Origin of the sequence: Pseudomonas marginalis, assembly GCF_024169655.1 — a bacterium.
Classification (GTDB): Bacteria; Pseudomonadota; Gammaproteobacteria; order Pseudomonadales; family Pseudomonadaceae; genus Aquipseudomonas; species Aquipseudomonas paraveronii.
In genome coordinates this window covers 1,192,297-1,217,599 of the sequence record NZ_JALJWV010000001.1, presented here as the reverse complement: position 1 = coordinate 1,217,599, position 25,303 = coordinate 1,192,297, and the positions used below count along the sequence as shown (strand labels likewise).

24 protein-coding genes are annotated in these 25,303 nt (G+C 59.6%); 17 read left to right on the top strand and 7 right to left on the bottom strand.

Annotated elements, in window-relative coordinates:
- Positions 1-19: 19 nt before the first annotated feature.
- The 3 genes from J2Y83_RS05315 to J2Y83_RS05305 all read right to left on the bottom strand — a co-directional run bounded on the left by J2Y83_RS05315 (position 20) and on the right by J2Y83_RS05305 (position 3,521).
- On the bottom strand, positions 20-652 hold the full coding sequence (locus J2Y83_RS05315; protein WP_253393622.1) for a response regulator transcription factor: 633 nt from the start codon (positions 650-652) through the stop codon (positions 20-22).
- 613 nt (positions 653-1,265) lie between these two features.
- Complete coding sequence (locus tag J2Y83_RS05310) at positions 1,266-2,483, bottom strand: argininosuccinate synthase (protein WP_017738284.1); 1,218 nt, start codon at positions 2,481-2,483, stop codon at positions 1,266-1,268.
- A 129-nt stretch (positions 2,484-2,612) separates the two neighbouring features.
- Positions 2,613-3,521: a flagellar protein MotY gene (locus J2Y83_RS05305; protein ID WP_253393620.1), complete on the bottom strand. Its 909-nt coding sequence runs from the start codon at positions 3,519-3,521 to the stop codon at positions 2,613-2,615.
- A 156-nt stretch (positions 3,522-3,677) separates the two neighbouring features.
- Between J2Y83_RS05305 and pyrC the strand changes: the two genes are divergently transcribed.
- The gene (pyrC, locus tag J2Y83_RS05300) at positions 3,678-4,724 is read left to right on the top strand and encodes a dihydroorotase (protein WP_253393618.1); all 1,047 of its coding nucleotides are present in this window, start codon (positions 3,678-3,680) and stop codon (positions 4,722-4,724) included.
- Entirely contained in the window at positions 4,721-5,392 is a 672-nt protein-coding gene (gene rnt / locus J2Y83_RS05295; RefSeq protein ID WP_247396283.1) for a ribonuclease T, read from the top strand. Before pyrC ends, rnt begins: the two co-directional genes overlap by 4 nt.
- Positions 5,393-5,458: 66 nt before the next feature.
- On the opposite strand, the gene J2Y83_RS05290 is transcribed toward rnt, so the two are convergent.
- Entirely contained in the window at positions 5,459-6,061 is a 603-nt protein-coding gene (locus tag J2Y83_RS05290; protein WP_247396286.1) for a peroxiredoxin, read from the bottom strand.
- Positions 6,062-6,109: 48 nt separating this feature from the next.
- On the opposite strand from J2Y83_RS05290, the gene J2Y83_RS29555 reads away from it, so the two are divergent.
- The 3 genes from J2Y83_RS29555 to bfr all read left to right on the top strand — a co-directional run bounded on the left by J2Y83_RS29555 (position 6,110) and on the right by bfr (position 7,197).
- Positions 6,110-6,241, top strand: coding sequence for a hypothetical protein (locus J2Y83_RS29555; protein ID WP_301299654.1), 132 nt, complete (start codon positions 6,110-6,112; stop codon positions 6,239-6,241).
- Between the two features lie 65 nt (positions 6,242-6,306).
- Positions 6,307-6,525 (top strand): bacterioferritin-associated ferredoxin, encoded by a 219-nt coding sequence (locus tag J2Y83_RS05285; RefSeq protein ID WP_010564137.1) that lies wholly within the window; start codon positions 6,307-6,309, stop codon positions 6,523-6,525.
- 201 nt (positions 6,526-6,726) lie between these two features.
- Entirely contained in the window at positions 6,727-7,197 is a 471-nt protein-coding gene (gene bfr, locus J2Y83_RS05280; protein WP_247396289.1) for a bacterioferritin, read from the top strand.
- A 171-nt stretch (positions 7,198-7,368) separates the two neighbouring features.
- On the opposite strand, the gene grxD is transcribed toward bfr, so the two are convergent.
- Both grxD and J2Y83_RS05270 read right to left on the bottom strand, forming a co-directional pair.
- Entirely contained in the window at positions 7,369-7,707 is a 339-nt protein-coding gene (gene grxD, locus J2Y83_RS05275) for a Grx4 family monothiol glutaredoxin (RefSeq protein WP_253393616.1), read from the bottom strand.
- A gap of 86 nt (positions 7,708-7,793) precedes the next feature.
- Positions 7,794-9,902: a molybdopterin oxidoreductase family protein gene (locus tag J2Y83_RS05270; protein ID WP_253393614.1), complete on the bottom strand. Its 2,109-nt coding sequence runs from the start codon at positions 9,900-9,902 to the stop codon at positions 7,794-7,796.
- 433 nt (positions 9,903-10,335) lie between these two features.
- Here J2Y83_RS05270 and argF point away from each other — a divergent pair, with 433 nt between their 5' ends.
- Both argF and J2Y83_RS05260 read left to right on the top strand, forming a co-directional pair.
- Positions 10,336-11,256: an ornithine carbamoyltransferase gene (gene argF, locus J2Y83_RS05265; RefSeq protein WP_247396301.1), complete on the top strand. Its 921-nt coding sequence runs from the start codon at positions 10,336-10,338 to the stop codon at positions 11,254-11,256.
- The gene (locus tag J2Y83_RS05260) at positions 11,253-12,362 is read left to right on the top strand and encodes an ABC transporter ATP-binding protein (RefSeq protein ID WP_247396303.1); all 1,110 of its coding nucleotides are present in this window, start codon (positions 11,253-11,255) and stop codon (positions 12,360-12,362) included. The genes argF and J2Y83_RS05260 overlap by 4 nt, the downstream gene beginning before the upstream one ends.
- Before the next feature lie 54 nt (positions 12,363-12,416).
- On the opposite strand, the gene ybaK is transcribed toward J2Y83_RS05260, so the two are convergent.
- Entirely contained in the window at positions 12,417-12,887 is a 471-nt protein-coding gene (gene ybaK, locus J2Y83_RS05255) for a Cys-tRNA(Pro) deacylase (RefSeq protein WP_253393612.1), read from the bottom strand.
- A gap of 327 nt (positions 12,888-13,214) precedes the next feature.
- Between ybaK and J2Y83_RS05250 the strand changes: the two genes are divergently transcribed.
- From J2Y83_RS05250 to J2Y83_RS05205, 10 genes are all read left to right on the top strand, one after another.
- A complete protein-coding gene (locus J2Y83_RS05250; protein WP_253393610.1) occupies positions 13,215-14,069 on the top strand; it encodes an MIP/aquaporin family protein in 855 nt (284 codons plus the stop codon).
- Positions 14,070-14,146: 77 nt separating this feature from the next.
- Positions 14,147-15,652 carry a glycerol kinase GlpK gene (gene glpK, locus J2Y83_RS05245; protein ID WP_247396310.1) on the top strand — a complete coding sequence of 502 codons (1,506 nt, stop codon included), beginning with the start codon at positions 14,147-14,149 and terminating at the stop codon, positions 15,650-15,652.
- 95 nt (positions 15,653-15,747) lie between these two features.
- Positions 15,748-16,503: a DeoR/GlpR family transcriptional regulator gene (locus tag J2Y83_RS05240; protein WP_247396312.1), complete on the top strand. Its 756-nt coding sequence runs from the start codon at positions 15,748-15,750 to the stop codon at positions 16,501-16,503.
- Positions 16,504-16,779: 276 nt separating this feature from the next.
- Positions 16,780-18,318 carry a glycerol-3-phosphate dehydrogenase gene (gene glpD, locus J2Y83_RS05235; protein ID WP_253393608.1) on the top strand — a complete coding sequence of 513 codons (1,539 nt, stop codon included), beginning with the start codon at positions 16,780-16,782 and terminating at the stop codon, positions 18,316-18,318.
- A gap of 314 nt (positions 18,319-18,632) precedes the next feature.
- A complete protein-coding gene (locus J2Y83_RS05230; RefSeq protein ID WP_253393606.1) occupies positions 18,633-19,559 on the top strand; it encodes a glutamate/aspartate ABC transporter substrate-binding protein in 927 nt (308 codons plus the stop codon).
- 194 nt (positions 19,560-19,753) lie between these two features.
- Complete coding sequence (locus J2Y83_RS05225) at positions 19,754-20,500, top strand: amino acid ABC transporter permease (RefSeq protein WP_247396318.1); 747 nt, start codon at positions 19,754-19,756, stop codon at positions 20,498-20,500.
- On the top strand, positions 20,500-21,171 hold the full coding sequence (locus J2Y83_RS05220; RefSeq protein ID WP_253393604.1) for an amino acid ABC transporter permease: 672 nt from the start codon (positions 20,500-20,502) through the stop codon (positions 21,169-21,171). The genes J2Y83_RS05225 and J2Y83_RS05220 overlap by 1 nt, the downstream gene beginning before the upstream one ends.
- Positions 21,168-21,902 (top strand): amino acid ABC transporter ATP-binding protein, encoded by a 735-nt coding sequence (locus J2Y83_RS05215; RefSeq protein WP_065926530.1) that lies wholly within the window; start codon positions 21,168-21,170, stop codon positions 21,900-21,902. The genes J2Y83_RS05220 and J2Y83_RS05215 overlap by 4 nt, the downstream gene beginning before the upstream one ends.
- 161 nt (positions 21,903-22,063) lie before the next feature.
- Positions 22,064-23,965 (top strand): sensor histidine kinase, encoded by a 1,902-nt coding sequence (locus J2Y83_RS05210; protein WP_253393602.1) that lies wholly within the window; start codon positions 22,064-22,066, stop codon positions 23,963-23,965.
- Positions 23,962-25,302: a sigma-54-dependent transcriptional regulator gene (locus J2Y83_RS05205; protein ID WP_301294898.1), complete on the top strand. Its 1,341-nt coding sequence runs from the start codon at positions 23,962-23,964 to the stop codon at positions 25,300-25,302. The genes J2Y83_RS05210 and J2Y83_RS05205 overlap by 4 nt, the downstream gene beginning before the upstream one ends.
- The last annotated feature ends 1 nt before the right edge of the window (position 25,303 follow it).

Genomic DNA, 25,303 nt, shown 5'->3' with positions numbered 1-25,303 from the left:
CATGTGGTGGCGCCCTCCTCTAGACCAGTCCATTGCGTTGAGCCAACTCGATCAGATCGACCAGTGAGCGGGCATTGAGCTTGAGCAGCAACCGCGTCTTATAGGTGCTGACGGTTTTGTTGCTGAGGAACATGCCGTCGGCGATTTCCTTGTTGGTTTTGCCGCGCGCCAGTTGCTGCAACACCATCATCTCGCGCCCCGAAAGGCGCTCGACCATGTCGGCCTCGCTGGCATTGCCCATGGTGGAACGCACCGAATTCAGCGCCTGGTTCGGAAAGTAGCTGTAGCCGGACAGCACCGCCTTGATGGCACTCAGCAATTCCGTCAGGTCCTGCTGCTTGCACACGTACCCGGCCGCCCCCGCTTGCATGCAGCGCATGGAGAAATGACCCGGGGCCTGGGAAGTCAGGACCAGCACCTTGAACGGTATGGCCTGCTTGGTCGACGACAGCCGGCAGATAACTTCCAGGCCATCGAGTTTGGGAATCCCAATATCCAGTATGACAATGTCCGGCATATGTTCCCGCGCAAGTTGCAACGCATCGACACCGTTATCGGTCTCGGCAACGACCTCATAACCATGACGCTCCATTAGCATGCGCACAGCAAGACGAATGACGGGATGATCATCCACGATCAGCACTTTATTCATGAGAAAGTCCAATTTCGCTGTTCGAATTATTCAGAGCAAGCACAATAGCCTAGTCGTTTCCTAGTTGGCATAGCGTTCCACCCCAAGCAACAGCAAGCAGAGACCCAACCCACAACGAGATAGGAATTAACCTACAAAAAATCACCAACTCAGATGTTTCTAGTTTTATGGAGCCCTTCAGACCTTTCCGGGCTCGCACATATTTTGAGAGAAATATCCGGTGGTTAGGGGGCCAGTCGTAAACGCAGCGCACACCAGTTTCAGGAAATGCCCCTTGCATGCCGCTATCACACGAACGGACGCGTAAAAAAAACCTGATGACTTCAGTTCCATTTAACATATTCATTTACACCATAAATTTCCTACAGAACTTTCCTCGGCTTACATCTACACCGCACTTCCGTGAGTGAATTTTCTGTAAGACATAGTTCCTATTCAGGTGTAAATAATTCATTCCTCGGCGCGTCAAGTATCAAAGTTTTTGAAACGCCAAACCCTCGACAGACTTTAAACAACCGTAAACAACTTTAAACATCAGGGCCGTTGTGCCTTTTTACGGGCAAAAAAAAATGGCCCCTGAACAAGGGGCCACTTTTCATTTCGACTGGAACACTCAGAACAACTTGCGACCCTTGTTGGCCGCAATGCGCATGCGCAGTGCATTCAACTTGATGAAGCCTGCTGCGTCCGCCTGGTTGTAGGCGCCGCCATCTTCTTCGAAGGTGGCGATGTTGGCGTCGAACAGCGACTCGTCGGACTTGCGACCGGTGACGATCACATTGCCCTTGTACAGCTTCAGGCGCACAACACCGTTCACGTGAGCCTGGGAAGCGTCGATCATCTGTTGCAGCATCAGACGCTCAGGGCTCCACCAGTAGCCGGTGTAGATCAGGCTGGCATACTTGGGCATCAGCTCGTCTTTGAGGTGAGCCACTTCGCGGTCGAGGGTGATCGACTCGATGGCGCGGTGGGCGCGCAGCATGATGGTGCCGCCTGGGGTTTCGTAGCAGCCACGGGACTTCATGCCCACGTAACGGTTCTCGACGATGTCGAGACGGCCGATACCGTGTTCGCCGCCGATACGGTTCAGGGTCGCCAGTACGGTGGCCGGGGTCATTTCGACGCCGTCCAGCGCGACGATGTCGCCGTTGCGGTAGGTCAGTTCCAGATACTGCGGCTTGTCGGGAGCGTTCTCCGGGGAGACGGTCCACTTCCACATGTCTTCTTCGTGCTCGGTCCAGGTGTCTTCCAGCACGCCGCCTTCATAGGAGATGTGCAACAGGTTGGCATCCATCGAGTACGGGGACTTTTTCTTACCATGACGCTCGATCGGGATTGCGTGCTTTTCAGCGTAATCCATCAGCTTTTCACGGGACAGCAGGTCCCATTCACGCCAAGGGGCAATCACTTTCACGCCCGGCTTGAGGGCATAGGCGCCCAGTTCGAAACGCACCTGGTCGTTGCCTTTGCCGGTGGCGCCATGGGAAATGGCGTCAGCGCCGGTTTCGTTGGCGATTTCGATCAGGCGCTTGGCGATCAGCGGACGTGCGATGGAGGTACCCAGCAGGTACTCGCCTTCGTAGACGGTGTTGGCGCGAAACATCGGGAAAACGAAGTCGCGGACGAACTCTTCGCGCAGGTCGTCAATGTAGATCTCTTTGACGCCCATGGCTTGCGCCTTGGCACGTGCAGGTTCGACCTCTTCGCCCTGACCCAGGTCAGCGGTGAAGGTCACCACTTCACAGTTATAAGTATCCTGCAGCCACTTGAGGATCACCGAAGTGTCCAGGCCGCCGGAATACGCGAGAACGACCTTGTTTACGTCGGCCATGCCATCACTCCACGGGGTTTTACGGAAAGGCAACGATTCTACCGATCAAAACCGCGAAATTACAGGGGCGCGACAGCAAATGAAGATAAAGCGACAGATTATGTCGAGCGGGCGACCGATGGTCGCAGCTTATGACGTGGCGGCGGGGTTGCTCGGCCCCGCGGCCTGGGCCGCCGGCTTCTCGGGGGCTGCCACGCGTTCGAGCTGGATATTGACGCGGCGATTGCGCGCTCGGTTAGCGGCGTTGGTATTGGGCGCCAAGGGGTAGCTTTCGCCGTGGAACCGCATGGTGATCTGCGATTCCTGCACGCCGTTGGCCTTGAAGTAGTCCATTACCGCCAATGCGCGACGGCGCGAGACATCGCGATTGGTCAGGCGATTGCCACTATTGTCGGAGTGACCATTCAATTCGATATGGTTGACCGTCGGATCGGCTTTCATGAATTCGACGATCACCGCCAGCTTGCTCTTGGCCGATGCGTCCAGCTCGATGCCGCCACCGGGGAAGCCGACTTCGGTCTGCTTGACCTGATCGTAATTCATCGGCAGCAACTTGGTAGTACACAGTTGATAGTCGTTGTAGGCCTTGTTGAATTTCACCGGCAACAGGCGAATTTCCGAATAGCCGCCTTCACGCCCGTAATGCCGCACGGTCGGACTGCGCCCCTCAAGCAGGCCATTGAACAGGCGCCCGGCCTGGGCCTGGGAACTGTTGAACAACACGTCGCCACTGCCGACACGCACGGCACCGAGGTTGATATCACCCCGGCCCGGTTGCCAAGGCGCAGCAGCCGCCAGCAAGGTCGCCGATCCCGCGCCGAGCGAGCCGTTGAAGGCTTTCAGACGGAATGTCGCCTGCTCACCGGCCCGGCGCACGAACTCGCCCGAGCCGAAATCAGTGATCGGCTGGGTCAAACGGCACTCGAATTTGTCGCCCTCCACCTTCCACTCAATATTCTCCAGACGTGTCTGAAACGTGAGGGCCATCGCAGGCAGGCTGGCAAACACACTGAGCAGGGCTAGATAATGCTGGCGCACGGGAGGCTCCACTGGTTTCTACAACACTTCAAAGCGTCATACATCGTTAAGGCATACCAAAGGCTATCGGATGCATCCTGCAAAACTTGATAGCGAGTGCCTGCAAGAGTCTTTTCCGGTAGCATTCCCACCAGATTGACCCGCCTGGAATCCCCAATGTCCGACCGCCTGACCCTGCTGCGTCCCGACGACTGGCATATTCATCTTCGCGATGGTGCTGCGTTAACCCAAACCGTGGCCGATGTTGCGCGCACGTTTGGCCGCGCCATCATCATGCCTAACCTGGTACCTCCGGTGCGTAATGCCGCTGAAGCCGACGCCTATCGCCAGCGCATCCTCGCTGTACGGCCGGCCGGCAGCCGCTTCGAACCGCTGATGGTGCTCTACCTGACCGACCGCACCCAGCCCGACGAAATCCGCCAGGCCAAGGCCAGCGGTTTCGTACACGCCGCCAAGCTCTACCCGGCGGGCGCGACCACCAACTCCGATTCCGGCGTGACCAGTATCGACAAGATCCTGCCGGCGATCGAAGCGATGGCCGAAGTCGGCATGCCGCTGTTGATCCACGGTGAAGTCACCCGTGGTGATGTCGACGTATTCGATCGCGAAAAAATCTTCATCGACGAGCATATGCGCCGTGTGGTCGAGCTGTTTCCAACCCTCAAGGTGGTGTTCGAACACATCACCACGGCCGACGCGGTGCAATTCGTCACCGAGGCCTCGGCCAACGTCGGCGCGACCATCACCGCCCATCACCTGCTCTACAACCGCAACCACATGCTGGTGGGCGGGATTCGGCCGCACTTCTATTGCCTGCCGATTCTCAAGCGCAACACCCATCAGGTGGCCCTGCTGGACGCCGCGACCAGCGGCAACCCGAAGTTCTTCCTTGGCACCGACTCGGCGCCCCACGCCCAGCACGCCAAGGAAGCTGCCTGTGGCTGTGCCGGTTGCTACACCGCCTATGCGGCGATCGAGCTGTACGCCGAGGCGTTCGAACAGCGCAACGCCCTGGACAAACTCGAAGGCTTCGCCAGCCTGAATGGCCCGCGTTTCTACGGGCTGCCGGCGAATACCGACCGCATCACCCTGGTTCGTGAAGACTGGACCACCCCCGCCAGCCTGCCATTTGGCGAGCTGACTGTTATCCCGCTGCGCGCCGGTGAAACACTGCGCTGGCGCCTGCTGGAGGAAAGCAAGTGAGTGAAGACCATTACGATGACGAACACGAGCACAGCGGTGGCGGTTCCCGTCACCCGATGGCCGAGCGGTTTCGCGGCTATCTGCCGGTTGTCATCGACGTAGAAACCGGTGGCTTCAACTGCGCCACCGATGCACTGCTGGAAATCGCCGCGACGACCATCGGCATGGACGAACAGGGCTTTGTGTTCGCGGAACACACCCACTTCTTCCGCGTCGAGCCGTTCGAAGGCGCCAATATCGAAGCAGCGGCCCTGGAATTCACCGGGATCAAGCTCGATCACCCACTGCGCATGGCGGTGAGTGAAGAAGCGGCGTTGACCGATATCTTCCGTGGCGTGCGCAAGGCGTTGAAGGCCAATGGCTGCAAACGCGCGATCCTGGTGGGGCACAACAGCAGTTTCGACCTGGGTTTCCTGAATGCCGCCGTGGCGCGGTTGGACATGAAGCGTAACCCGTTCCACCCGTTCTCCAGCTTCGACACCGCTACGCTCGCAGGCCTGGCTTACGGCCAGACCGTATTGGCCAAAGCCTGCCAGGCCGCCGGTATCGACTTTGACGGTCGCGAAGCCCACTCGGCGCGCTACGACACTGAAAAGACTGCCGAACTGTTCTGCGGCATCGTCAACCGTTGGAAACAGATGGGCGGCTGGGAAGACTTCAGCGACTGACGCTAAATCCCACGTATAAAAAAACCGGCCTTCTCAGGCCGGTTTTTTTTGTACCGATAACGTGGCTTACAGCTTGCCGGCGTTCTCGGTCAGGTACGCTGCAACGCCTTCTGGCGAAGCGTTCATGCCTTTGTCGCCTTTTTTCCAGTTGGCAGGGCAGACTTCGCCGTGCTCTTCGTGGAATTGCAGGGCGTCGATCAGACGGATCAGCTCTTCCATGTTACGGCCCAGCGGCAGGTCGTTGATGATCTGGGAGCGCACAACGCCCTTGTCGTCGATCAGGAACGCGCCACGGAATGCCACGCCGCCTTCGGACTCAACGTCGTAAGCCTTGGCGATGTCGTGCTTCATGTCGGCAGCCATGGTGTATTTGACTTTGCCGATGCCGCCATCGTTGATGGCCGTGTTGCGCCAGGCGTTGTGGGTGAAGTGGGAGTCGATGGAAACCGCGACCACTTCAACGTTACGCGCCTTGAAATCGTCCATGCGGTGGTCCAGAGCAATCAGCTCCGAAGGGCAGACGAAGGTGAAGTCCAGCGGGTAGAAGAACACCAGGCCGTATTTGCCTTTGATGGCTTCAGACAGCTTGAAGCTGTCAACGATTTCGCCAGTGCCGAGAACGGCAGGTACGTCGAAATCCGGGGCTTGTTTGCCGACGAGTACGCTCATTGGATATCTCCTGATGTAGGGGTGACGATTGAAGTAAAAGGACCGGCCTTGAGTCTGCCGCGCATAAGCGACAAGCCTGTGACGCAGTCACGCTTCGTGAAGACCGACCATCATACACTGAAAAAACCGTTCGTCAGCGCGCAGGCCAAGTCGCTGCCCAGCGCGGCAAAACTACTTTGACAATCATTCTCGTTAACATTAAGATCCATCGCACTTAAGCCTTAAACCCGCGATGGTTCTCCCTTATGTATGTCTGCCTCTGCACTGGCGTCACCGACGGACAAATCCGCGAAGCAATCTACGAAGGTTGCTGCAGCTACAAGGAAGTGCGTGAAACGACCGGCGTTGCCAGCCAATGCGGTAAATGTGCTTGCCTCGCCAAGCAAGTGGTACGCGAAACCCTGACGCAGCTGCAAACAGCCCAGGCCGCGCTCCCCTATTCAGCAGAATTTACACACGCTTAAATGAGCGTGTTTTAACGAGCCGGACTTAGTGTCCGGCTTTTTTATGCCCGCAATTCAATCAGTTAGGGCCAAGACGCGGAACTCAAACATTCTTATTCAGATTAATTTTCATTTATTATTCAATTACTTAGGTTTGACACTTAGAGGTTCGCCACTCAAACTCTGGCCTATATACAGCGAATAAAGGGCAGGACCCCAGTCATGAAAGGCGACATCTCAGTCATCCAGCAACTCAACAAAATCCTTGGCAATGAACTGGTCGCGATCAATCAGTACTTTCTGCATGCGCGCATGTATGACGATTGGGGCCTGGAAAAGCTGGGCAAGCGCGAGTACAAGGAATCGATCAAAGCCATGAAGGACGCCGATGCCCTGATCAAGCGCATCCTGTTCTTGGAAGGCCTGCCGAACGTGCAGGACCTGGGCAAGCTGAACATCGGCGAGCACACCCAGGAAATGATCAGCAGCGACCTGGGCTTCGAACGCAAGAGCCACAGCGACCTCAAGGCCGCCATCGCTCACTGCGAGGTGACCCAGGACTTCGGCAGCCGCGAACTGCTGGAAGATATCCTGGAAGACCAGGAAGAACATATCGACTGGCTGGAAACCCAACTGGGCCTGATCGACAAGGTCAGCCTGGAAAACTACCTGCAATCGCAGATGGGTGAATAACCCTTATTCATTGTAGGAGCGAGCTTGCTCGCGAAGAGCGTCAACGATAACGCGTGCATTCAGTATGAACACGGCGTCTTTGAGTATTTCGCGAGCAAGCTCGCTCCTACACTGGAAGCATGAAAAAGCCCCGCTCTCGTATGAGAAGCGGGGCTTTTTGTTGCAGGCCAATCAAGCTTCAGTCTGAGCTGCCGCTTTTACTGCTGCGTCTTTGACCAGCGCTTGCAACGAACCATCAGCGGCCATTTCAGTGATGATATCGCTGCCGCCGACCAGTTCACCGGCTACCCACAGTTGTGGGAATGTTGGCCAGTTGGCGTACTTCGGCAGGTTGGCGCGAATTTCCGGGTTTTGCAGGATATCCACGTAAGCGAATTTCTCGCCACACTGCATGATGGCCTGGGACGCCTTCGCGGAGAAACCGCACTGCGGGGCATTGGGAGAGCCCTTCATGTAAAGCAGAATGGTGTTGTTGGCAATCTGCTCTTTGATCGTTTCGATGATATCCATGGAACACCTCGGCTGGAACTTTGCGACTCACAGGTCGGCACGGTGGCGCATTGTAACGCAAAATCCCAGCGCGGTGCTCGGGCACATTATGCCGCAGCGACCTGTACCGGCACGCCGTTCAGCGCGGCGTTGCCCGACAACTCATCCAGTTGCCGTTCGTCGGTCAGGTCATTCGCACTGGCACCCGGCTGACTGCTGGCGATCGTCATCTGCACGCCCGGACGACCATGGCCCCAGCCGTGCGGCAGGCTGACCACGCCAGGCATCATGTCCAGGCTGGCGACCACCTCCACCTCGATCATGCCGATGCGCGAGCTGACCTTCACCCGCTGCCCGTCGCTCAATTGGCGGCTGGCCAGATCATCGGGATGCATGTGCAACTGGTGCCGGGGCTTGCCCTTTACCAAGCGGTGATAGTTGTGCATCCAGGAATTGTTGCTGCGCACATGGCGGCGGCCGATCAACAGCAATTCGTTGGCCTGTGGCAGCGGTTGCGCCGCGAAACGCGCCAGGTCCGCCAGAATTACTGCCGGTGCCGCCTGCACCCGACCATTCGCGGTGTTCAGGCGCGCAGCGAGATTGGGCTTGAGTGGACCCAGGTCGACGCCGTGGGGATGCTCAGCGAGCATCGCCACCGACAGTTTGTGGCTGGAAGCATCACCATACACGCCGGCGCGCAGGCCGAAGTCGATCATCTGCGCCGGTGACAGGGTCGGCTTGAGCGCAACCCCGGTGTGCGCCGCAAACGCCTTGGCCAAGCCAACGAAGATCTCCCAGTCATGCAGCGCGCCTTCAGGCTTGGGCAGGATCGCACGATTGAAACGGGTGACATTGCGCACCGCGAACATATTGAAGGTGGTGTCGTAGTGATCGTTTTCCAGCGCCGAGGTGGACGGCAGAATCAAGTCGGCATAGCGCGTCGTCTCGTTGATGTACAGATCGACGCTGAGCATGAACTCCAGCCCGTCCAGGGCCTGCTCCAACTGGCGGCCATTCGGGGTTGATAGGACCGGATTGCCGGCCACGGTGATCAGGGCGCGGATCTGTCCTTCGCCTTCGGTGAGCATTTCTTCCGCCAGCGCCGACACCGGCAACTCGCCACCGTATTCCGGACGCCCCGACACACGGCTCTGCCAGCGATTGAAATGCCCGCCGGAAGTCGAGGCCACCAGGTCCACCGCCGGCGTGGTACACAAGGCACCGCCTGGACGATCCAGGTTGCCGGTGACCAGATTGATCAATTGCACCAGCCAATGGCACAGCGTGCCGAACGCCTGGGTCGAAACGCCCATGCGCCCGTAACATACCGCCTTATCTGCGGCGGCAAAATCCCGCGCCAATTGGCGGATCTGCTCAGCAGGCACCGCACACTGGTGGCTCATGGCCTCGGCGGTAAACCCGGCGATTGCGCGGCGCACGTCATCCAGGCCGTCAACCGGCAAGTGACTGTCACGGGTCAGGTTTTCGGCAAACAAGGTGTTGAGCAATCCGAACAGCAACGCGGCGTCGCCACCGGGCCGCACAAACAGGTGCTGATCGGCAATCGCCGCCGTCTCGCTGCGACGAGGGTCGACCACCACCACTTTACCGCCCCGGGCCTGGATGGCTTTGAGGCGCTTCTCCACGTCGGGCACCGTCATGATGCTGCCGTTGGACGCCAGCGGGTTGCCGCCGAGGATCAGCATGAAGTCGGTATGGTCGATATCCGGAATCGGCAACAACAGGCCATGACCGTACATCAGGTGGCTGGTGAGGTGATGGGGCAACTGGTCGACCGACGTCGCGGAAAACCGGTTACGCGTCTTGAGCAGGCCAAGGAAGTAGTTGCTGTGGGTCATCAGCCCATAGTTATGCACGCTGGGATTACCCTGATACACCGCCACCGAATTCTGTCCGTAGCGAGCCTGGATGTCCGACAGTTTTTCGGCCACCAGGGCGAAGGCCTCTTCCCACGGAATCGGTTGCCATTCGCTACCCACTCGCAGCATCGGCTGGCGCAGGCGGTCCGGGTCATTCTGGATATCCTGCAGCGCCACGGCCTTGGGGCAGATATGCCCACGACTGAACGTGTCCAGTGCGTCACCCTTGATCGAAGTGATCGCCAGGCTGCCATCTTCGGCTTGGGTGGTTTCCAGGGTCAGACCACAAATGGCTTCGCACAGATGGCAGGCACGGTGGTGGAGAGTCTTGGTCATGGCCAGTCTCTTTATCAGGGCTTTGGCCCGACTATGGGCCGCGACTGCAACGGGCACCAGCAACGTTCGTCGCGTGAATTGAGGGGCATCAGGCCAGGCCATGAGCAAACGTGAGAAAGTGTTTCAAAACCTGCCGAACAGTCCCTGAAACCGACGCAGCCTGGCCTGGGCCAGCCCTCGCAGATTGCAAAAGGTCGCAACGCCAGTGTACAAATGACCCGCTGCTGTCAGGAAATCGTCTTCAAAAGCGCTATCGCGCCTATCTGAACACCCCTAAACACCGTAGCCCTATTGGTAAGACGCGACATTTAATTATAAGATCGCGCCTTCCCCTATTTCGTCGCCCCGTGCGGCTTTCGCCGCAGGTCTCGCCCGTTTTCACAATAAACAAGGCTTTGAGTATCTGCGGTCTGTTGCAAAAAGGTAGTTAATGATGAGCGCAAGGCACTTTCTCTCCCTGATGGATTGCACGCCCGAAGAGCTGGTCAGCGTGATCCGTCGAGGCATTGAGCTTAAAGACCTGCGTAACCGCGGCGTACTGTTCGAGCCTTTGAAAAACCGCGTGCTCGGGATGATTTTCGAGAAGTCGTCGACCCGCACCCGCTTGTCCTTCGAGGCCGGCATGATCCAACTGGGCGGCCAGGCCATTTTTCTGTCGCCGCGTGACACCCAACTGGGCCGTGGCGAGCCGATCAGCGATTGCGCGATTGTCATGTCGCGCATGCTCGATGCGGTGATGATCCGTACCTTCGCCCACAGCACCCTGACCGAATTTTCCGCCAACTCCCGCGTTCCGGTGATCAACGGCCTGTCCGATGACCTGCACCCGTGCCAGTTGCTGGCCGACATGCAAACCTTCCTCGAACACCGTGGCTCGATCCAGGGCAAGACCGTGGCCTGGATCGGCGACGGCAACAACATGTGCAACAGCTATATAGAAGCGGCGATCCAATTCGACTTCCACCTGCGCATCGCCTGCCCGGAAGGTTTCGAACCGTCCGCCGAGTTCCTGGCCAACGCTGATGGCCGTGTACAAATCCTGCGTGATCCAAAAGATGCGGTGATCGGCGCCCACTTGGTAAGCACCGACGTCTGGACCTCCATGGGCCAGGAAGACGAAACCGCCAAGCGCCTGAAGCTGTTTGCGCCGTTCCAGGTCACCCGCGCCCTGCTCGACCTGGCCGCGCCGGACGTGCTGTTCATGCATTGCCTGCCCGCCCACCGTGGCGAAGAAATCAGCCTCGACCTGCTCGACGACCCGCGTTCGGTCGCCTGGGACCAGGCGGAAAACCGCCTGCATGCGCAAAAAGCCCTGCTCGAATTTCTGGTAGAGCCGGCGTACCACCACGCATGAGCCAGCCATTACTGCTGAACCTGCGCAATCTGGCATGCGGCTATCAAGATCAGCGGGTGGTGCAGAACCTCAACCTGCACCTCAATGCCGGCGACATCGGTTGCCTGCTCGGTTCCTCGGGGTGCGGCAAGACCACTACCCTGCGCGCGATCGCAGGGTTTGAACCGGTCCACGAAGGCGAAATCAGCCTGGCCGGCGAAGTCATCTCCAGTGCAGGGTTCACCCTGGCGCCGGAGAAACGTCGTATCGGCATGGTGTTCCAGGACTACGCGCTGTTTCCCCACCTCAGCGTGGCCGACAACATCGCCTTCGGCATTCGCAAGCACCCGCAGAAAGACCGCGTGGTCGCCGAACTGCTGGAGCTGGTCAACCTGAAGAACCTGGGCAAGCGTTTCCCCCACGAGCTGTCCGGTGGTCAGCAACAACGCGTGGCCCTCGCCCGCGCCTTGGCGCCGGAGCCGCAATTGTTGCTGCTCGACGAACCGTTCTCCAACCTCGATGGCGAACTGCGGCGCAAACTCAGCCATGAGGTGCGCGACATTCTCAAGGCACGAGGCACCAGTGCGATCCTGGTGACCCATGACCAGGAAGAAGCGTTCGCCGTGAGTGACCACGTCGGCGTGTTCAAGGAAGGCCGCCTGGAGCAGTGGGATACGCCCTACAACCTCTATCACGAGCCGCTGACACCCTACGTCGCCAGCTTTGTCGGCCAGGGCTATTTCATCCGTGGCCAATTGAGCACGCCGGAATCCGTCAGCACCGAGCTCGGCGACCTGCGTGGCAACCGCGCATATACCTGGCCGACAGGCGGCGCCGTGGATGTATTGCTGCGCCCGGATGACATCGTCTACGCGCCGGACAGCGCATTGAAAGCACGGATCGTCGGCAAGACGTTCCTTGGCGCCTCGACCCTGTACCGCCTGCAGCTGTCGACAGGCGCACAACTGGAGTCGATTTTTCCCAGTCATGCCGACCATCAAGTCGGTGCAGACGTGGGGATTCGTGTCGCCGCCGAGCACCTGGTGTTGTTCCAGGCATCCGGCAGCACTGCGGCGCAGGTGCCTCACGCCGATTCAGGTGTGCGGCGCTTCAGCCCTGCCAACTGAAGAAACCGACATTCATCAACGTGGTAGCAGGCAAGCCCGCTACCACATTGGATCTCAGGCCCGCCCGATCGACGCGAATTTGGCCTGGGTCTGCTCGGCCAGGACCGCAGCGGACAATTCCACTTCCAGCCCCCTTCTCCCGGCGCTGACAAAAATCGTCGGGAACGGCTGCGCCGTACTATCGATAAAGGTCCGCAAACGCTTTTTCTGCCCCAACGGGCTAATCCCGCCCAACAGATAGCCGGTGGAACGCTGCGCTGCCGCCGGGTCGGCCATCTCGACTTTTTTCACGCCAGCGGCATGGGCCAAGGCTTTTAAGTCCAGACTTCCGACGACCGGCACCACCGCCACCAATAATTCGCCCTTCTCGCTGCTCGCCAGTAAGGTCTTGAACACTTGCGCCGGGTCGAGACCCAACTTTTCCGCGGCCTCCAGGCCATACGACGCCGCCTTGGGATCGTGTTCATAACTGTGGATGCGATGTTCGGCGCGAACTTTTTTCAACAAATCCAATGCGGGGGTCATGGACACTCCTGGCGTGGCAAACGGATGGCCAATTCTAGGCCAAGCCCACACAAAACGCTCTAGTACGCCCCTCACTCCCGGCAATACTTACCGTGGCGAGCGTGATCATTCATCAAACCTATAGTTCGAAAATGACCAATGGTTCACTTTCGACCTTTGACAGGCGTCATTCTTGTCTATATTTTTTCGTTTCCGAATACTGTAGGAATACACCCGCAGAATTCCAGCAGTAAGCCGCGCCCGGGATGGGGATCCTCGACACGGTGAACAACGCGCAAGGCCCGTTGAGGCCAGACGCCAGACAAGAACAACAAATTGAGGTTTTCCATGACAACTGCTCTTCAACAGCCTTCACTTTCGAGCCAATGCATGGCCGAATTCCTGGGGACTGCACTTCTGATCTTCTTCGGTACAGGCTGTGTCGCTGCGCTCAAGGTCGCGGGGGCCAGCTTTGGCCTGTGGGAAATCAGTATCATCTGGGGGATCGGCGTCAGCATGGCGATCTACCTGACCGCAGGCATCTCCGGGGCTCATCTCAACCCGGCGGTCAGCATTGCCCTGTGTATTTTTGCCGATTTCGACAAGCGCAAACTGCCCTTCTATATCCTCGCCCAGGTCGCCGGTGCCTTCTGCTCCGCGGCGTTGGTGTACACGCTCTACAGCAACCTGTTTTTCGATTACGAACAAACCCACCATCTGGTGCGCGGCACCCAGGCCAGCCTGGAATTGGCCTCGGTCTTCTCGACCTACCCCCATGCACTGTTGAGCACAGCCCAGGCCTTCCTGGTGGAAATGGTCATCACTGCGATCCTGATGGGCGTGATCATGGCCCTGACCGACGATAACAACGGCCTGCCACGCGGCCCGCTGGCGCCGCTGCTGATCGGCTTGCTGATCGCGGTGATTGGCAGCGCCATGGGCCCGCTGACCGGCTTTGCAATGAACCCTGCGCGGGATTTCGGGCCCAAGCTGATGACCTTTTTCGCCGGTTGGGGTGAAATGGCCTTTACTGGCGGGCGCGATATTCCCTACTTCCTGGTGCCGATTTTCGCACCGATTGTCGGCGCATGCCTGGGTGCCGCAGCGTATCGCGGGCTGATTGCCCGTCATCTGCCAAGCGCCGCGCCCACTGCCGCCGAAACTGAAGAAAGTGCCGTCAACGGCAACACCCGTATTTCCTGATAGCCAGCCTGGTCCACCCTGCCCCTTCGTGGCCCAGGCAGCTTACCAATCCTTATTTCTCGTCCAAGGCAATCGACATGACCGACATTCAGAATAAGAACTACATCATTGCCCTTGATCAGGGCACCACCAGTTCCCGGGCAATCATCTTCGATCGCGACGCTAACGTGGTCTGTACCGCCCAGCGTGAATTCGTCCAGCATTACCCACAAGCGGGCTGGGTCGAACATGACCCGATGGAGATCTTCGCCACCCAGAGCGCGGTGATGGTCGAAGCCCTGGCCCAAGCCGGCCTGCACCATGACCAAGTCGCCGCCATCGGCATCACCAATCAGCGTGAAACCACCGTGGTCTGGGATAAAGTCACCGGCCGCCCGATCTACAACGCCATCGTTTGGCAGTGCCGCCGCAGCACCGAAATCTGCCAGCAGCTCAAGCGTGATGGCCACGAGCAATACATCAGCGACACCACCGGCCTGGTCACCGACCCGTACTTCTCCGGCACCAAGCTCAAGTGGATTCTCGATAACGTCGAAGGCAGCCGCGAACGTGCGCGCAACGGCGAGCTGCTGTTCGGCACCATCGACAGTTGGCTGATCTGGAAATTTACCGGCGGCAAGACCCACGTCACCGACTACACCAACGCCTCGCGCACCATGCTCTTCAACATCCACACCCTGGAGTGGGACGCGAAGATGCTGGACATCCTCGACGTGCCGCGCGAAATGCTGCCAGAAGTAAAATCTTCGTCGGAAATCTACGGCCGCACCAAAAGCGGCATTGCCATCGGCGGCATCGCCGGTGACCAGCAAGCGGCGCTGTTCGGCCAGATGTGCGTGGAACCGGGCCAGGCCAAGAACACCTACGGCACCGGCTGTTTCCTGTTGATGAACACCGGCGACAAAGCGGTGAAATCCAAGCACGGCATGCTCACCACCATCGCCTGCGGCCCGCGTGGCGAAGTGGCCTACGCCCTGGAAGGCGCTGTGTTCAACGGTGGCTCCACCGTACAGTGGCTGCGCGACGAGCTGAAAATCATCAACGACGCCCATGACACCGAATACTTCGCCGGCAAGGTCAAGGACAGCAACGGCGTGTACCTGGTGCCCGCGTTCACCGGCCTGGGCGCGCCGTATTGGGACCCGTATGCCCGTGGCGCACTGTTCGGCCTGACCCGTGGCGTGCGCGTGGATCACATTATTCGCGCAGCCCTGGAGTCGATTGCCTACCAGACCCGCGACGTATTGGACGCCATGCAGCAGGATTCCGGCGAACGCCTCAAATCCCTGCGCGTGGACGGCGGTGCGGTGGCCAACAACTTCCTGATGCAGTTCCAGGCCGACATCCTCGGCACCCAGGTCGAGCGCCCGCAAATGCGCGAAACCACAGCACTCGGCGCCGCCTACCTGGCAGGCCTGGCCTGCGGCTTCTGGGGCAGCCTGGAGGAATTGCGTGGCAAGGCGGTAATCGAGCGCTTCTTCGAACCCCAGCTCGAAGAAACGGCCAAGGAGAAACTCTACGCCGGCTGGCAAAAAGCGGTGAGCCGCACCCGTGATTGGGAACCTCACGAAGGCGCTGAATAAGCCATCCGCCGGAACCACTTAGGGTTGTAACTGGCAGGGAGCAGATTCCTGCGTCATCATGGGCCACTTTTGTATGGCAGCCCAAAGGACGCCCCATGAATCTGCCTCCCCGCCAGCAACAAATCCTCGAACTGGTCCGCGAACGCGGCTACGTCAGTATCGAGGAAATGGCGCAGTTGTTCGTTGTCACCCCACAAACCATCCGCCGCGATATCAACCAGTTGGCGGACGCCAATCTGTTGCGCCGCTACCACGGCGGCGCGGCTTATGATTCCAGCGTCGAAAACACCGCATACGCCATGCGGGCCGACCAGATGCGCGACGAGAAACAGCGCATCGGCGAAGCGATCGCCGCACAAATCCCCGACCACGCCTCGCTGTTCATCAACATCGGCACCACCACCGAATCCATCGCCCGTGCGTTGCTCAACCACAATCACCTGAAAATCATCACCAACAACCTCAACGTCGCCACCATGCTCAGCGCCAAGGACGACTTTGACGTGCTGCTGACCGGCGGCAATGTGCGGCGTGATGGCGGCGTGGTGGGCCAGGCCAGCGTCGACTTTATCAACCAGTTCAAGGTCGATTTCGCCCTGGTCGGCATCAGCGGCATCGATGAAGACGGCAGCCTGCTCGACTTCGACTACCAGGAGGTGCGGGTTTCCCAGGCGATCATCGCCAATGCGCGCAAGGTGATTCTGGCGGCCGACTCGAGCAAATTCGGGCGCAATGCCATGATTCGCCTGGGGCCGATCAGCCTGGTGGACTGCCTGGTGACAGACCAGCAGCCGGTGCCGGCGTTGGTGCAGTTGTTGAACCAGCATAAGGTTCGGCTGGAAGTCGTCTAGCGCCTGCACTGACGCTATCGGGGGCAAGCCCCCTCCCACACTTTGATGTGTGAACCCATTCAAATGTGGGAGGGGGCTTGCCCCCGATAGCGATTGATCCAACCCCCATTTCCTTGAGCCTTCCCCAGGCACATGTTCACAAATTTTCCTTTCCTCACCCTTCGATGAGTTTTTTCAATCGAATTCGGGTGGCTGTAGGCGCGTTTATCAGCTACCATTTTCGAAAATGAACATTAATGTTCGAATTCCAATACGAAAAGATCACGAGGCCAGCCGATGAACCCTTCTACCTTGCCTGCTCCACCGCTTGCCGAAGTCTATGACGTTGCCGTGATCGGTGGCGGGATCAATGGCGTCGGCATTGCAGCAGACGCAGCCGGTCGCGGTTTGTCGGTATTCCTTTGCGAAAAGGACGACTTGGCCAGCCACACGTCCTCCGCCAGCAGCAAGTTGATCCACGGTGGCCTGCGTTACCTCGAACATTACGAATTCCGCCTGGTGCGCGAAGCCCTGGCCGAACGCGAAGTGCTGCTGGCCAAGGCCCCGCACATCGTCAAGCAGATGCGCTTCGTGTTGCCGCACCGCCCGCACCTGCGGCCTGCGTGGATGATCCGCGCAGGCCTGTTCCTATATGACCACCTGGGCAAGCGCGAAAAACTCGCCGGTTCGAAAAGCCTCAAGTTCGGCCCCGATAGCCCGCTGAAAAGCGAAATCACCAAAGGCTTCGAATATTCCGACTGCTGGGTCGATGACGCACGCCTGGTGGTACTCAATGCCATGGCCGCCCGCGAAAAAGGCGCACACATCCATACCCAGACCCGGTGCGTCAGCGCGCATCGCAGCAAGGGCCTGTGGGAAATGAACATGGAACGCGCCGACGGCAGCCTGTTCTCGATCCGCGCCAAGGCGCTGGTGAACGCCGCCGGGCCGTGGGTCGCCAAGTTCATCAAGGAAGACTTGAAGCTGGATTCGCCCTACGGCATCCGTCTGATCCAGGGCAGCCACCTGATCGTGCCAAGACTCTACGAAGGCGCCCACGCGCATATCCTGCAGAACGAAGACCAGCGCATCGTTTTCACGATTCCATACCTGGACCACCTGACCATCATCGGCACCACCGACCGCGAATACACCGGCGATCCGGCGAAAGTGGCGATTACCGAAGGTGAAACCGACTACATGCTCAAGGTGGTCAACGCTCACTTCAAGAAGCAACTGAGCCGCGATGACATCGTCCACACCTACTCCGGCGTGCGCCCGCTGTGCAACGACGAGTCAGACAACCCGTCGGCCATCACCCGCGACTACACCCTGTCGCTCTCCGGCGGCACTGGCGAGGCGCCGATCCTGTCGGTGTTCGGCGGCAAACTGACCACCTACCGCAAGCTCGCCGAGTCGGCGATGGCCCACCTGGCGCCTTATTTCACCCACATGCGCCCAAGCTGGACCGCCACCGCCAGCCTGCCGGGCGGCGAAGACATGAGCACGCCAGAAGCCCTGGCTGCGGCTATCCGCGCCCGGTTCGACTGGGTGCCAAGCGACATCGCGCGCCGCTGGTCCACCACCTACGGCAGCCGCACCTGGCGCCTGCTGGAAGGCGTGCAATCGCTGGCCGACCTCGGCGACCACCTCGGTGGCGGTCTGTACACCCGCGAAGTCGACTACCTGTGTACCGAAGAATGGGCGACCCAGCCCGAGGACGTGCTGTGGCGCCGCACCAAGCTCGGCCTGTCCACCACCCCGGAAGAACAGGCCAACGTGCAGCGTTACCTGTCCAAGGTTGAATTGAGCCGCAGCAAGATCCAGGCGGCCTGACAGACCGCTCTCACAAAAGCCCCTGCGCCGTAAGGTCCAGGGGCTTTGTTATATCGGCTCGCCCATTCGGTTTTCCGAACGCCACTCAATGCCTGATTCGGTTTGCCGGACCCAGCCGTTATAAATATTCCGCCACACAAAGTTAATACCTATATAAATCATATAGTTAGTACTTTATTCATGGTCTGGCACGACTCATGCTCTACACTTCAGGACGATTGCCTGAGATGCCTCAGGAGCCGTCATGGGCATTCGCTGTATAAGAGAGCCGCTTAACCGGCTTCATAAAAAAAACAAATGTCGAGGAAGTATTGATGCGCATCGTTCCCCATATCTTGGGCGCAGCTATCGCTGCCGCTCTGATCAGCACTCCAGTTTTCGCTGCCGAACTCACCGGCACGCTGAAGAAAATCAACGACTCTGGCACCATCACCCTCGGGCACCGCGACAGCTCCATCCCGTTTTCCTACATCGCGGATGGTTCGGGCAAACCGGTGGGCTACTCCCACGACATTCAGTTGGCTATCGTCGAAGCCCTGAAAAAAGACCTGAACAAACCTCAACTGCAGGCCAAGTACAACCTGGTCACTTCGCAGACCCGTATCCCGCTGGTGCAGAACGGCACCGTGGACATCGAGTGCGGTTCCACCACCAACAACGCCGAACGCGCCCAGCAAGTCGCGTTCACCACCAACATCTTCGAAATCGGCACCCGCCTGCTGGTCAAGAAAGACAAGGATGGCAAGCCGTCCTATAGCGACTTCGCCGACCTGAAAGGCAAGAACGTCGTGACCACCGCCGGCACCACGTCCGAGCGCATCATCAAGGCGATGAACGCCGACAAGCAGATGGGCATGAACGTCATCTCCGCCAAAGACCACGGCGAGTCCTTCCAGATGCTGGAAAGCGGCCGCGCCGTTGCCTTCATGATGGACGACGCCCTGCTGGCCGGTGAAGAAGCCAAGGCCAAGAAGCCGAATGACTGGGTCATTACCGGCACTCCACAGTCCTTTGAAGCCTACGCCTGCATGGTTCGCAAAGATGACCCTGCCTTCAAGAAAGCCGTGGATGACGCCATCGTTGGCCTGTACAAATCCGGCGAAATCAACAAGATCTACAGCAAGTGGTTCGAAAGCCCGATCCCACCCAAAGGCCTGAACCTGAGCTTCCCAATGAGCGACAAGGTCAAGGCACTGATCAAGAACCCGACCGACAAGCCGGCTCCGGAAGTAAAGATCTAAATCCTGACTAACCTTATCTCCTGAGGGAGCCAACCCTCCCTCAGGCGTCTGTTACTACCTGCTGGCTTTATTTTGGAACACTCGACCGGGCGGTTTTCGAGCCGATCGCGTGTGCCTGGCGTTCACCGTCAGGCGGGAATGGATTTTCCCCAAGCGGGTGCTTGTACATCGATCGATCTCGAGGGGAGACCCTAATGAATTACAACTGGGACTGGGGCGTGTTCTTCAAGTCCACTGGCGTTGGCAGCGAGACTTATCTCGACTGGTACATCGCCGGCCTGGGCTGGACCATTGCCATCGCCGTCGTGGCATGGATTATCGCCTTGCTGCTGGGCTCCATTCTGGGGGTCATGCGCACCGTGCCAAACCGCCTCGTATCGGGCATCGCGACCTGCTACGTGGAACTGTTTCGTAACGTGCCGCTGCTGGTGCAGCTGTTCATCTGGTACTTCCTGATACCCGACCTGCTGCCGCAAAACCTGCAGGACTGGTACAAGCAAGACCTGAACCCGACCACCTCGGCCTACCTGAGCGTTGTCGTGTGCCTGGGCCTGTTCACCGCCGCCCGTGTCTGTGAGCAAGTACGCACCGGCATCCAGGCGCTGCCGCGTGGCCAGGAAGCCGCCGCTCGCGCCATGGGTTTCAAGCTGCCGCAGATCTACTGGAACGTGCTGCTGCCCCAGGCCTACCGGATCATCATTCCGCCGCTCACCTCGGAATTCCTCAACGTGTTCAAGAACTCCTCCGTGGCGTCCTTGATCGGTTTGATGGAATTGCTGGCGCAAACCAAGCAGACCGCCGAATTCTCGGCCAACCTGTTTGAAGCCTTCACCCTGGCCACGCTGATCTACTTCACCCTGAACATGAGCCTGATGTTGCTGATGCGCCTGGTCGAGAAGAAAGTCGCCGTGCCCGGCCTGATCTCCGTGGGGGGTAAATAATGGAACTCGATTTCAGCGGCATCATCCCCGCGATCCCCGGCCTGTGGAACGGCATGGTCATGACCTTGCAGTTGATGGTCATGGGCGTGGTCGGCGGTATTGTCCTCGGCACGATCCTGGCGTTGATGCGCCTGTCGTCCAGCAAGCTGCTATCGCGCCTGGCCGGCGCCTACGTGAACTACTTCCGCTCGATTCCGTTGCTGCTGGTCATCACCTGGTTCTACCTGGCGGTGCCCTTCGTGCTGCGCTGGATCACCGGCGAAGACACGCCGATCGGTGCATTCACTTCCTGCGTCGTGGCCTTCATGATGTTCGAGGCCGCGTACTTCTGTGAAATCGTGCGGGCCGGCGTGCAGTCGATCCCCAAGGGCCAGATGGCGGCCGCACAGGCGATGGGCATGACGTATGGCCAGACCATGCGTCTGATCATCCTGCCCCAGGCGTTCCGCAAGATGACCCCGTTGCTGCTGCAACAGAGCATCATCCTGTTCCAGGACACCTCGCTGGTCTACACCGTGGGCCTGGTGGACTTCCTCAACTCCGCCCGCTCCAACGGCGACATCATCGGCCGCTCCAATGAGTTCCTGATCTTCGCCGGTGTCGTCTACTTCATCATCAGCTTTTCCGCCTCGCTGCTGGTCAAGCGTCTGCAAAAAAGGTTTGCCGTATGATCTCTATCAAGAACATCAACAAGTGGTATGGCGACTTCCAGGTGCTGACCGATTGCAGCACCGAGGTTAAAAAAGGCGAAGTGATCGTGGTGTGCGGGCCGTCTGGCTCGGGTAAATCCACCCTGATCAAGTGCGTCAACGCGCTGGAACCGTTCCAGAAAGGCGACGTGATCGTCGACGGCACGTCCATCGCCGACCCGAAGACCAACCTGCCGAAACTGCGTTCGCGCGTCGGCATGGTGTTCCAGCACTTCGAGCTGTTCCCGCACCTGACCATCACCGAAAACCTGACCATCGCGCAGATCAAGGTGCTCGGCCGCAGCAAGGAAGAAGCCACCAAAAAGGGCCTGCAACTGCTTGAACGCGTCGGCCTGTCGGCGCACGCCCACAAGCACCCTGGCCAGCTTTCCGGTGGTCAGCAGCAACGTGTGGCGATTGCCCGCGCCCTGGCCATGGACCCGATCGTCATGCTGTTCGACGAACCGACCTCGGCCCTCGACCCGGAAATGGTCAACGAAGTGCTGGACGTGATGGTGCAACTGGCCCAGGAAGGCATGACCATGATGTGCGTGACCCACGAAATGGGCTTCGCCCGCAAAGTGGCCGACCGCGTGATCTTCATGGACGCCGGCAAGATCATCGAGGACTGCCCGAAAGAAGAGTTCTTCGGCGACATCAGCGCCCGCTCCGAACGCGCGCAGCACTTCCTCGAGAAAATCCTGCAGCACTAAAAAAGCCACAGCTTGCTCCTCCTGTAGGAGCGAGCTTGCTCGCGAAAAACGGCAACGATGACGCGCACATCCTGGATGAACGCGGTGCCCTTGGTTTTTTCGCGAGAACAAGCTCGCTCCTACAGGAAGGGGTGAGCGGTAGCTGACCCAAGGCATCTGTGATGAAATGCGACCCCAACCTCTATCGCGCCGCGCCGCCATCACTTGCCGTGAAGCCTCGTCTGATTCGCCAACTGTTCCTGCCGCCGTTGACCATCGCCCTGATGATCGGCTTGGGTTACATCGGCTTCTGGATCAGTGAGTACTATGGCATCCGCACCCTCAGCGATACCGGCGAACGCCAGTTGGAGCTGCATGCCCGCACCGTCGAAAGCGAGCTGAGCAAATACACCTACCTGCCCAGCCTGCTGGAACTGGAATCCAGCGTGTCCGCGCTGCTGGCCGAGCCGAACCAGGACACCCGCAAGACCGTCAACGACTACCTCGAAGGCCTGAACCGGCGCAGCCGCAGTCGGGCCATCTATGTGATGGATACCACCGGCCGTGTGCTGGCCACCAGTAACTGGCGCGATGCCGACAGTTACCAGGGTGAAGACCTGTCCTTCCGCGCCTATTTCCAAAACGCCGTGCGCGGCCAGCCCGGGCGGTTCTATGGCATCGGCAGCACCAACGGCGAACCCGGTTACTACCTGGCCCATGGCCTGGAAGAACACGGCAAGATCATCGGCGTCGCCGTGGTCAAGGTCCGCCTCGAAGCCTTGGAAGATCGCTGGAAACGCGCGCGTCTCGAAGCGTTTGTCAGCGACGAGAATGGCATCATCATCCTCTCCAGCGACCCGGCCCGCCGCCTCAAAGCCGTGCGCCCCCTGAGCGACGAGACCAAGGACCGCCTGGCACACAGCCTGCAATATTACTGGGCGACGCTGAACGAGCTGGAGCCCCTGGCCCGCGAGCGCCTCAACGAGGGTACGGAAAAACTGACCTTTCCGGCCAACAGCGAAGTGGTGGCCGACGAGCGCGAAGTCAGCTACCTGGCGCAGACCCGGCCCCTGAGCGACACACCGTGGAATTTCACCCTGCTCACCCCGCTCAACGACCTGCGCCGGGCGGCGATCAACCAGGGCATCCTGGTGGCCGTCGCCTTTGGCCTGGTCGCGTTCCTGCTGATTGCCTGGAACGAACGACGCAAAGTCATCGCCACCCGCCTCGCCGCCCGGGAAGCCTTGCAGGAAGCCAACAGCCAACTGGAACGGCGGATTGCCGAACGCACCGCCGACCTGCGCGCCAGCAACGAGCGCCTCAAGGGGCAGATTCGCGAGCGCCGCCAGGCCGAGGAAACCCTGCGCCGCGCCCAGGATGAGCTGGTGCAGGCGGGCAAGCTGGCGGCCATCGGCCAGATGTCCACCAGCATCGCCCACGAATTGAACCAACCCCTGGCCGCGCTGCGCACCTTGTCCGGCAATACCGTGCGCTTCCTGGAGCGCGGTGCCCTGGATACCGCCAGCGCCAACCTCAAGACCATCAACGAATTGATCGACCGCATGGGCCGCATCACCGCCAGCCTGCGCTCCTTCGCGCGACGCGGCGACGACCAGGGCGAAGCCAGCCTGGGCAAGGCCGTGGATGCAGCGTTCCAAGTGCTCGGCGCGCGCCTCGACAGCCTGCCGCTGACGCTGCACCGCGACTTTGCCCCGGCCCAATTGCAGATCGACCAGACGCGCCTGGAGCAGATCCTGGTCAACCTGATCGGCAACGCCCTCGATGCCATGCAAGCACAATCGGCGCCGGAGCTGTGGCTGGAAGGCCATGAAGCCGATGGCAAGTACCGCCTGCAGGTGCGCGACAATGGCCATGGCATCGACCCCGAGGCGCGCAAGCATCTATTCGAACCGTTCTTCACCACCAAACCCGGCGAGCAAGGCCTGGGCCTTGGCCTCACGTTGTCCGCCAGCCTGGCCGCAGCCACCGGCGGCAACCTCGCCGTGGAGCACCCCGTCGGCGGTGGTACTGCCTTTGTCCTGAGCCTGCCACTGGTGGGCGCTCAAAAAGCTGAGTCGTCATGAACGTAGAAAAAAACCCTGACCTCACCGTCCTGATCGTCGAAGACGACCCCCATGTGCTGCTCGGCTGCCAGCAGGCCCTGGCACTGGAAGACATCCCCAGCGTTGGCGTGGGCAGCGCCGAAGAGGCACTCAACCGCATCGGCGAGAACTTTGCCGGTATCGTCATCAGCGATATCCGCCTGCCGGGTATCGACGGCCTGGAACTGCTCACCCGCCTCAAGAGCCTGGATAAAAGCCTGCCGGTGGTATTGATTACCGGGCACGGCGATATTTCCATGGCGGTCGGCGCCATGCGCAACGGCGCCTATGACTTCATGGAGAAACCCTTCTCCCCCGAACGCCTGGTCGAAGTGGCGCGCCGCGCCCTGGAACAACGCGGGCTGGCGCGGGAAGTCTGGTCGCTGCGCCGCCAGTTGGCCGAGCGCGATTCCCTGGAAGGGCGCATCATCGGCCGCTCGCCAGCAATGCAGAACTTGCGCGATTTGATCGCCAACGTCGCCGATACTTCGGCCAACGTGCTGATCGAAGGCGAGACCGGCACCGGCAAGGAACTGGTCGCGCGTTGCCTGCATGATTTCAGCCGACGCCACGACCACCCGTTCGTCGCACTGAACTGCGGCGGCTTGCCGGAAAACCTGTTCGAAAGCGAGATTTTCGGCCACGAAGCCAACGCCTTTACCGGCGCCGGCAAACGGCGGATCGGCAAGATCGAACACGCCCACGAAGGCACGCTGTTTCTCGATGAAGTGGAAAGCATGCCGATCAACCTGCAGATCAAGCTGCTGCGCGTGTTGCAGGAACGCACCCTGGAACGCCTGGGCTCGAACCAGAGCGTGGCGGTGGATTGCCGGGTGATCGCCGCCACCAAGTCCGACCTCGACGAATTGAGCCGCGCCAGCCAGTTCCGTAGCGACCTGTACTACCGCCTCAACGTCGTGACCCTGGAACTGCCGCCCCTGCGCGAGCGCCGCGAAGACATCCTGCAACTGTTCGAACACTTCCTGCAGCAGTCATCCCTGCGCTTCGACCGCAGCGTGCCTGACCTCGACAACCAGACCTTGTCCAACCTGATGAGCCACGACTGGCCGGGCAACGTGCGTGAACTGCGCAACGTCGCCGAACGCTTCGCCCTGGGCCTGCCGGCCTTCAAGAAAAGCGGCGCCAGCAGCGGTAGCCAGGGCGTGGCCTTCACCGAGGCGGTGGAAGCCTTCGAACGCAACCTGCTCAACGACGCCCTGCAACGCAGCGGCGGCAACCTGACACAGGCCAGCCAGGAACTGGGAATGGCCAAGACCACCCTGTTCGACAAGGTCAAGAAATACGGTTTAAGCCACTAGG

Excerpts from the sequence above, each read along its gene's own strand:
- J2Y83_RS05315 (WP_253393622.1), bottom strand. The coding sequence starts at position 652 with ATGAATAAAGTGCTGATCGTGGATGATCATCCCGTCATTCGTCTTGCT.
- J2Y83_RS05310 (WP_017738284.1), bottom strand. The coding sequence starts at position 2,483 with ATGGCCGACGTAAACAAGGTCGTTCTCGCGTATTCCGGCGGCCTGGAC.
- pyrC (WP_253393618.1), top strand. The coding sequence starts at position 3,678 with ATGTCCGACCGCCTGACCCTGCTGCGTCCCGACGACTGGCATATTCAT.
- J2Y83_RS05290 (WP_247396286.1), bottom strand. The coding sequence starts at position 6,061 with ATGAGCGTACTCGTCGGCAAACAAGCCCCGGATTTCGACGTACCTGCC.
- J2Y83_RS05285 (WP_010564137.1), top strand. The coding sequence starts at position 6,307 with ATGTATGTCTGCCTCTGCACTGGCGTCACCGACGGACAAATCCGCGAA.
- bfr (WP_247396289.1), top strand. The coding sequence starts at position 6,727 with ATGAAAGGCGACATCTCAGTCATCCAGCAACTCAACAAAATCCTTGGC.
- grxD (WP_253393616.1), bottom strand. The coding sequence starts at position 7,707 with ATGGATATCATCGAAACGATCAAAGAGCAGATTGCCAACAACACCATT.
- J2Y83_RS05270 (WP_253393614.1), bottom strand. The coding sequence starts at position 9,902 with ATGACCAAGACTCTCCACCACCGTGCCTGCCATCTGTGCGAAGCCATT.
- argF (WP_247396301.1), top strand. The coding sequence starts at position 10,336 with ATGAGCGCAAGGCACTTTCTCTCCCTGATGGATTGCACGCCCGAAGAG.
- J2Y83_RS05260 (WP_247396303.1), top strand. The coding sequence starts at position 11,253 with ATGAGCCAGCCATTACTGCTGAACCTGCGCAATCTGGCATGCGGCTAT.
- ybaK (WP_253393612.1), bottom strand. The coding sequence starts at position 12,887 with ATGACCCCCGCATTGGATTTGTTGAAAAAAGTTCGCGCCGAACATCGC.
- J2Y83_RS05250 (WP_253393610.1), top strand. The coding sequence starts at position 13,215 with ATGACAACTGCTCTTCAACAGCCTTCACTTTCGAGCCAATGCATGGCC.
- glpK (WP_247396310.1), top strand. The coding sequence starts at position 14,147 with ATGACCGACATTCAGAATAAGAACTACATCATTGCCCTTGATCAGGGC.
- J2Y83_RS05240 (WP_247396312.1), top strand. The coding sequence starts at position 15,748 with ATGAATCTGCCTCCCCGCCAGCAACAAATCCTCGAACTGGTCCGCGAA.
- glpD (WP_253393608.1), top strand. The coding sequence starts at position 16,780 with ATGAACCCTTCTACCTTGCCTGCTCCACCGCTTGCCGAAGTCTATGAC.
- J2Y83_RS05230 (WP_253393606.1), top strand. The coding sequence starts at position 18,633 with ATGCGCATCGTTCCCCATATCTTGGGCGCAGCTATCGCTGCCGCTCTG.
- J2Y83_RS05225 (WP_247396318.1), top strand. The coding sequence starts at position 19,754 with ATGAATTACAACTGGGACTGGGGCGTGTTCTTCAAGTCCACTGGCGTT.
- J2Y83_RS05220 (WP_253393604.1), top strand. The coding sequence starts at position 20,500 with ATGGAACTCGATTTCAGCGGCATCATCCCCGCGATCCCCGGCCTGTGG.
- J2Y83_RS05215 (WP_065926530.1), top strand. The coding sequence starts at position 21,168 with ATGATCTCTATCAAGAACATCAACAAGTGGTATGGCGACTTCCAGGTG.
- J2Y83_RS05210 (WP_253393602.1), top strand. The coding sequence starts at position 22,064 with ATGAAATGCGACCCCAACCTCTATCGCGCCGCGCCGCCATCACTTGCC.
- J2Y83_RS05205 (WP_301294898.1), top strand. The coding sequence starts at position 23,962 with ATGAACGTAGAAAAAAACCCTGACCTCACCGTCCTGATCGTCGAAGAC.